This window comes from Pseudomonas juntendi (assembly GCF_009932375.1).
In the GTDB taxonomy this organism is placed as follows: domain Bacteria; phylum Pseudomonadota; class Gammaproteobacteria; order Pseudomonadales; family Pseudomonadaceae; genus Aquipseudomonas; species Aquipseudomonas juntendi.
Map to the genome: position 1 here is coordinate 1 of NZ_BLJG01000167.1, position 4,649 is coordinate 4,649.

General features: G+C 64.4%; 2 protein-coding genes and 1 tRNA gene. All 3 read left to right on the plus strand.

Annotated elements, in window-relative coordinates:
* Positions 1–139 precede the first annotated feature (139 nt).
* Positions 140–216: transfer RNA gene (locus GYA94_RS20135), tRNA-Met, on the plus strand.
* Positions 217–469: 253 nt separating this feature from the next.
* Entirely contained in the window at positions 470–3,112 is a 2,643-nt protein-coding gene (gene mprF, locus GYA94_RS20140) for a bifunctional lysylphosphatidylglycerol flippase/synthetase MprF (protein ID WP_054881230.1), read from the plus strand.
* Complete coding sequence (locus GYA94_RS20145) at positions 3,112–4,404, plus strand: virulence factor family protein (RefSeq protein ID WP_110679226.1); 1,293 nt, start codon at positions 3,112–3,114, stop codon at positions 4,402–4,404. The genes mprF and GYA94_RS20145 overlap by 1 nt, the downstream gene beginning before the upstream one ends.
* Positions 4,405–4,649: the final 245 nt, after the last annotated feature.

Here is a 4,649-nt window from a genome sequence, read left to right on the forward strand (position 1 = left end):
ATCCGGCTCCCGCAACCAGATTCAAGATAAGGCCACTGTTAACACAGTGGCCTTTTTCTTTGCGCTTGAAAAAGGTCTCGAGCCAGAGCGTGAAAACACTTGACACCAGTCCGGCGCACTGTAGAATGCGCACCTCTGACGCGGGATGGAGCAGCCTGGTAGCTCGTCGGGCTCATAACCCGAAGGTCGTCGGTTCAAATCCGGCTCCCGCAACCATATTCGTCAGAACAAACCCCGCCTGTGTAACAGCAGCGCGGGGTTTGTTGCGTTTGTCTCCTGCCACTCGTATGACCGGGTCTACCGACCCAACCTGTGGTGTTGAGGGCTCATCCTCAGGATGAACTATCTTTAACGCTGCCGGACGACTGCAAGTCATGTTGTCCGGAGTAATATCCGGATACGTTTTCCAAAGGGACTTTCACTTGGCCGCACCTCTCCTCCACCTCGCGCTGCTTGCCCGGGGCAATTCATGACTACGCACAACCCCGAACCCCAGGTACCGCTCGCCACGGTGCTGCCAGGTGCGGTACAGCGCCTGCCGTTGCTCGAACGCCTGAGCCGCTACCGCCAGCCCATCGGCCTTGCGGTGACCCTGCTGCTGTTCACCATGGCCCTGATCGCTTGCCGCCACTTGCTCAGCGAGCTGGACATCTACGCCTTGCACGACGCCATGCTCAGTGTGCCGGCGCAGTCGCTGCTGGGCGCTTTTGTCGCGACGGTGGTCGGCTTCGTGATCCTGCTGGGCTATGAGTGGTCGGCCAGCCGCTATGCCGGGGTGAAGCTGCCGGCACCTACCCTGGTGCTGGGTGGTTTCAGTGCGTTCGCCATCGGCAACGCCATCGGCCTGTCGATGCTCTCGGGCGGCTCGGTGCGCTACCGCTTGTACGCCCGCCATGGGCTGGGCGCTGGCGAGGTCGCACGCATGACCGTTTTTGCCAGCCTGTCGCTGGGCTGCGCGCTTCCGCCCCTGGCCGCCCTGGCGACCTTGAGCGACCTGCGGGCTGCATCCAGCGCTCTTGGCCTGGCCCAGGGCCTGTTGGCGGGCATCGCCAGTGCGGTGCTGGTCGCCTCTGCCCTGCTGGTCATCGGCTTGTACCGTCGGCGCCTTGCCGAACAGCCACTGGCCAATAACCTGCTGGTGCAACTGGGGCGCCGCACCTTGCGCCTGCCGGATGCCCGCCTGACTGCCCTGCAACTGCTGATCACTGCACTGGATGTGGCAGCTGCCGCTACCGTGCTGTACCTGCTGCTGCCCGAAGCGCCCCCGTTCGGCGCGTTCGTGCTGGTGTATCTGCTGGCCTTGGCGGCAGGTGTGCTCAGCCATGTACCGGGCGGGGTCGGGGTGTTCGAGGCGATCCTGCTGGCGGCCTTTGCCAACCAGCTGGGTGCGGCGCCGCTGGCTGCCGCATTGCTGCTGTACCGGTTGATCTACGTAGTGGTGCCGCTGCTGCTGGCTTGCGTGTTGCTGTTGGCCAACGAAGCCCGGCGCCTGCTGTTCGCCCAGCAGGCCATGAAGGCCGCCTCGGGCCTGGCTGCGCCTATCCTGTCGATCCTGGTGTTCCTGTCTGGTGTGGTGTTGCTGTTCTCCGGCGCCACCCCGGAAATCGACACGCGCCTGGAGCACATGGGCTTTCTGGTGCCACACCGGCTGATCGATGCATCGCACTTCGGCGCCAGCCTGATCGGCGTGCTGTGCCTGCTGCTGGCCCAAGGCCTGCGTCGGCGCCTGTCGGCCGCCTGGATGCTGACAATCGTATTGTTGCTGGTCGGTGCCCTGCTGTCGTTGCTCAAAGGCTTCGACTGGGAAGAGGCCAGCCTGCTGACCTTTACTGCCACCTTGCTCGCCGTGTTCCGGCGCTCGTTCTACCGCCCCAGCCGGTTGATGGAGCTGCCCTTCTCGCCGGTATTTCTGGTCGCAAGTGCCTGTGTTGTCGGGGCCTCGGTGTGGCTGCTGCTGTTCGCCTACCAGGATGTGCCCTACAGCCATCAGCTGTGGTGGCAGTTCACCCTCGACGCCGACGCCCCCCGTGGCCTGCGCGCCGCCATGGGCAGCGCCTTGCTGTTGGCGGCCCTGGCACTGACCTGGCTGCTGCGCACCGCACCACCGGTGATCCACCTGCCTGACGAAGAAGAACTGCAACGTGCCAACCGCATTCTGCTGGCTTCCGACCAGCCTGACGGCGGCCTGGCACTCACCGGCGACAAGGCCTTGCTGTTCCACCCACGGGACAATGCCTTCCTCATGTACGCCCGGCGCGGCCGTAGCCTGGTGGCACTGTACGACCCGATCGGCCCGGCCCAGGAACGGGCCGAAATGATCTGGCAGTTCCGCGACCTGTGCGACCTGCACCATGCGCGGCCGGTGTTCTACCAGGTACGCGCGGAAAACCTGCCGTTCTACATGGACATTGGCCTGACCGCGCTGAAACTGGGTGAAGAGGCCCGGGTCGACTTGCGCCGCTTCGACCTCGAAGCCAAGGGCAAGGAAATGAAAGACCTGCGTTATACCTGGAACCGCGGCGGACGCGATGGCCTGAGCCTGGAAATCCACGAGCCTGGCCAAGCCCCACTGGCAGAACTGAAGGAAATCTCCGATGCCTGGCTCGGCGGCAAGAACGTACGCGAGAAAGGCTTCTCGCTGGGACGCTTCAGCCCGGACTACCTGCAGCACTTCCGGATTGCCCTGATTCGCTTTCAGGGCCGCCCGGTGGCCTTTGCCAACCTGCTGGAAACCCACAGCCACGAACTGGCCAGCCTGGACCTGATGCGCGCCCACCCCGAGGCCCCCAAGCTGACCATGGAGTACATGATGATCGGCTTGATCTTGCACTATAAAAGCCGTGACTACGGGCGCTTCAGCCTGGGTATGGTGCCGCTCTCCGGCCTGCAGCCACGACGTGGCGCGCCATTGACCCAGCGCCTGGGCTCACTGGTGTTCCGCCGTGGTGAGCAGCTTTACAACTTCCAGGGGCTCCGGCGCTTCAAGGACAAGTTCCAACCGGACTGGGAACCCCGCTACATGGCCGTGCCAGCCGGGCTCGACCCGCTGGTGGCACTGGCCGACACTGCCGCCCTCATTGCTGGCGGCCTGACTGGATTGGTGAAACGTTGATGACCCGACGCTATTGGCTGTACCTGCTGGTTCCCCTGTTGCTGGCTGCCCTGGGTGGCGGGCTGGCGTTCTGGCTGTGGACGCGCCCTGCCCCAGAGGCGCACCTGGAACAAATGAGCATCAATGACACCCCCATTACCCGGGTGACGCCAGGCGTGCACCCCAAAGTCAGCGTGGCCATCGGCGTGCCTCAGGACCAGGCACTGAGCGACAAGCAACTGCTGGACCTGGCCCAGGCTGGCGAAGCGCAGCTGGTGCAGGTGATCCTGCCACCGAACGATTGCAGCAAGCAGCAACAGGCGCTGGACCAGGCCCTGAAGCAATTGCCGGCAAAACCCGACGTGGTCGCCGGTATCGGCCCTGGTGCCGCCCAGGCCTGGCGCTGGCTGGCCGGGCAGAGCGATGACAAGGCCCGCGCCATTTCCGTAGGCTTTGCCCTTGAGCAGCCCGGCTGCCAGGCGCCGTTGCCCAAATCGGCGGCGCATGGCCACTGGAGCGTGGCCTGGAACGACAACCCGGACGACGCCAGCGCCGCCTTCGTGCGTGACCAGGCCAATGCCGAAACCAGCATCAGCGATTACGACATCCACCTGCCGCAGGTGCTCAAGGCGCAACTGACCCAGGCCTTGCTCGGCCACGATGGCAACGCGCTGCCAGTCCCCGTAGTCGAGGTGCCGGCCGGGCAAACCACCGATACCGTCACCCTGTTCCTTTCCGGCGATGGCGGCTGGCGCGACCTGGACCGTGACGTGGCTGGCGAAATGGCCAAGCTGGGCTACCCGGTGGTGGGCATCGACACACTGCGCTATTACTGGCAGCACAAAACCCCCGAGCAAAGCGCTGCCGACCTGTCCGAACTGATGCAGCACTATCGCCAGAAATGGGGCACCAAGCGCTTCGTGCTTGCCGGCTATTCATTCGGGGCCGACGTACTGCCGGCGATCTACAACCGCCTGCCGGCCGAAGACCAGCAGCGTATCGACGCCGTGGTGCTGCTGGCCTTTGCCCGCAGTGGCAGTTTCGAAATCGAAGTCGAGGGCTGGCTAGGCAAGGAAGGCCAGGAAGCGCCAACCGGGCCGGAAATGGCCAAGCTGCCTGCCTCCAAGGTGGTGTGTGTGTATGGCGTCGAGGAAGCCGACGAAAGCGGCTGCACCGATGGCACGGCTGTTGGCGAGCGCATGAAGCTGCCCGGCGGCCACCATTTCGACGAGAACTACCCGGCGCTGGCCAAGCGCTTGATTGGTGAGATCGAGACGCGCCAAGGCAAGGCAAGCGTGGCTGAGCAGAACTGACAAAAATCGGGGCCGCTTTGCGGCCCATCGCTGGCAAGCCAGGCTCCCACAGGGATCGCCTTAGGGCTGACAGGTGTTTGCCACAAGGTATGGCAGCGCCTGTTAGAGCGAGCGCCGCCCGCGCGGCGCAATCGCGAGCTGCGCTCGCTCCTACGTTTGTTTCGGGCCAATTATTCCTGTGGGATTCGCGCGCGAACGCCTTGGTGCATGCCTCAATATCGCGCCGTACAAACAAGGCGGCCGCG

Bases quoted from the DNA above. Each gene is read 5' to 3' on its own strand.
- mprF (WP_054881230.1), top strand. From the start codon at position 470: ATGACTACGCACAACCCCGAACCCCAGGTACCGCTCGCCACGGTGCTG.
- GYA94_RS20145 (WP_110679226.1), top strand. From the start codon at position 3,112: ATGACCCGACGCTATTGGCTGTACCTGCTGGTTCCCCTGTTGCTGGCT.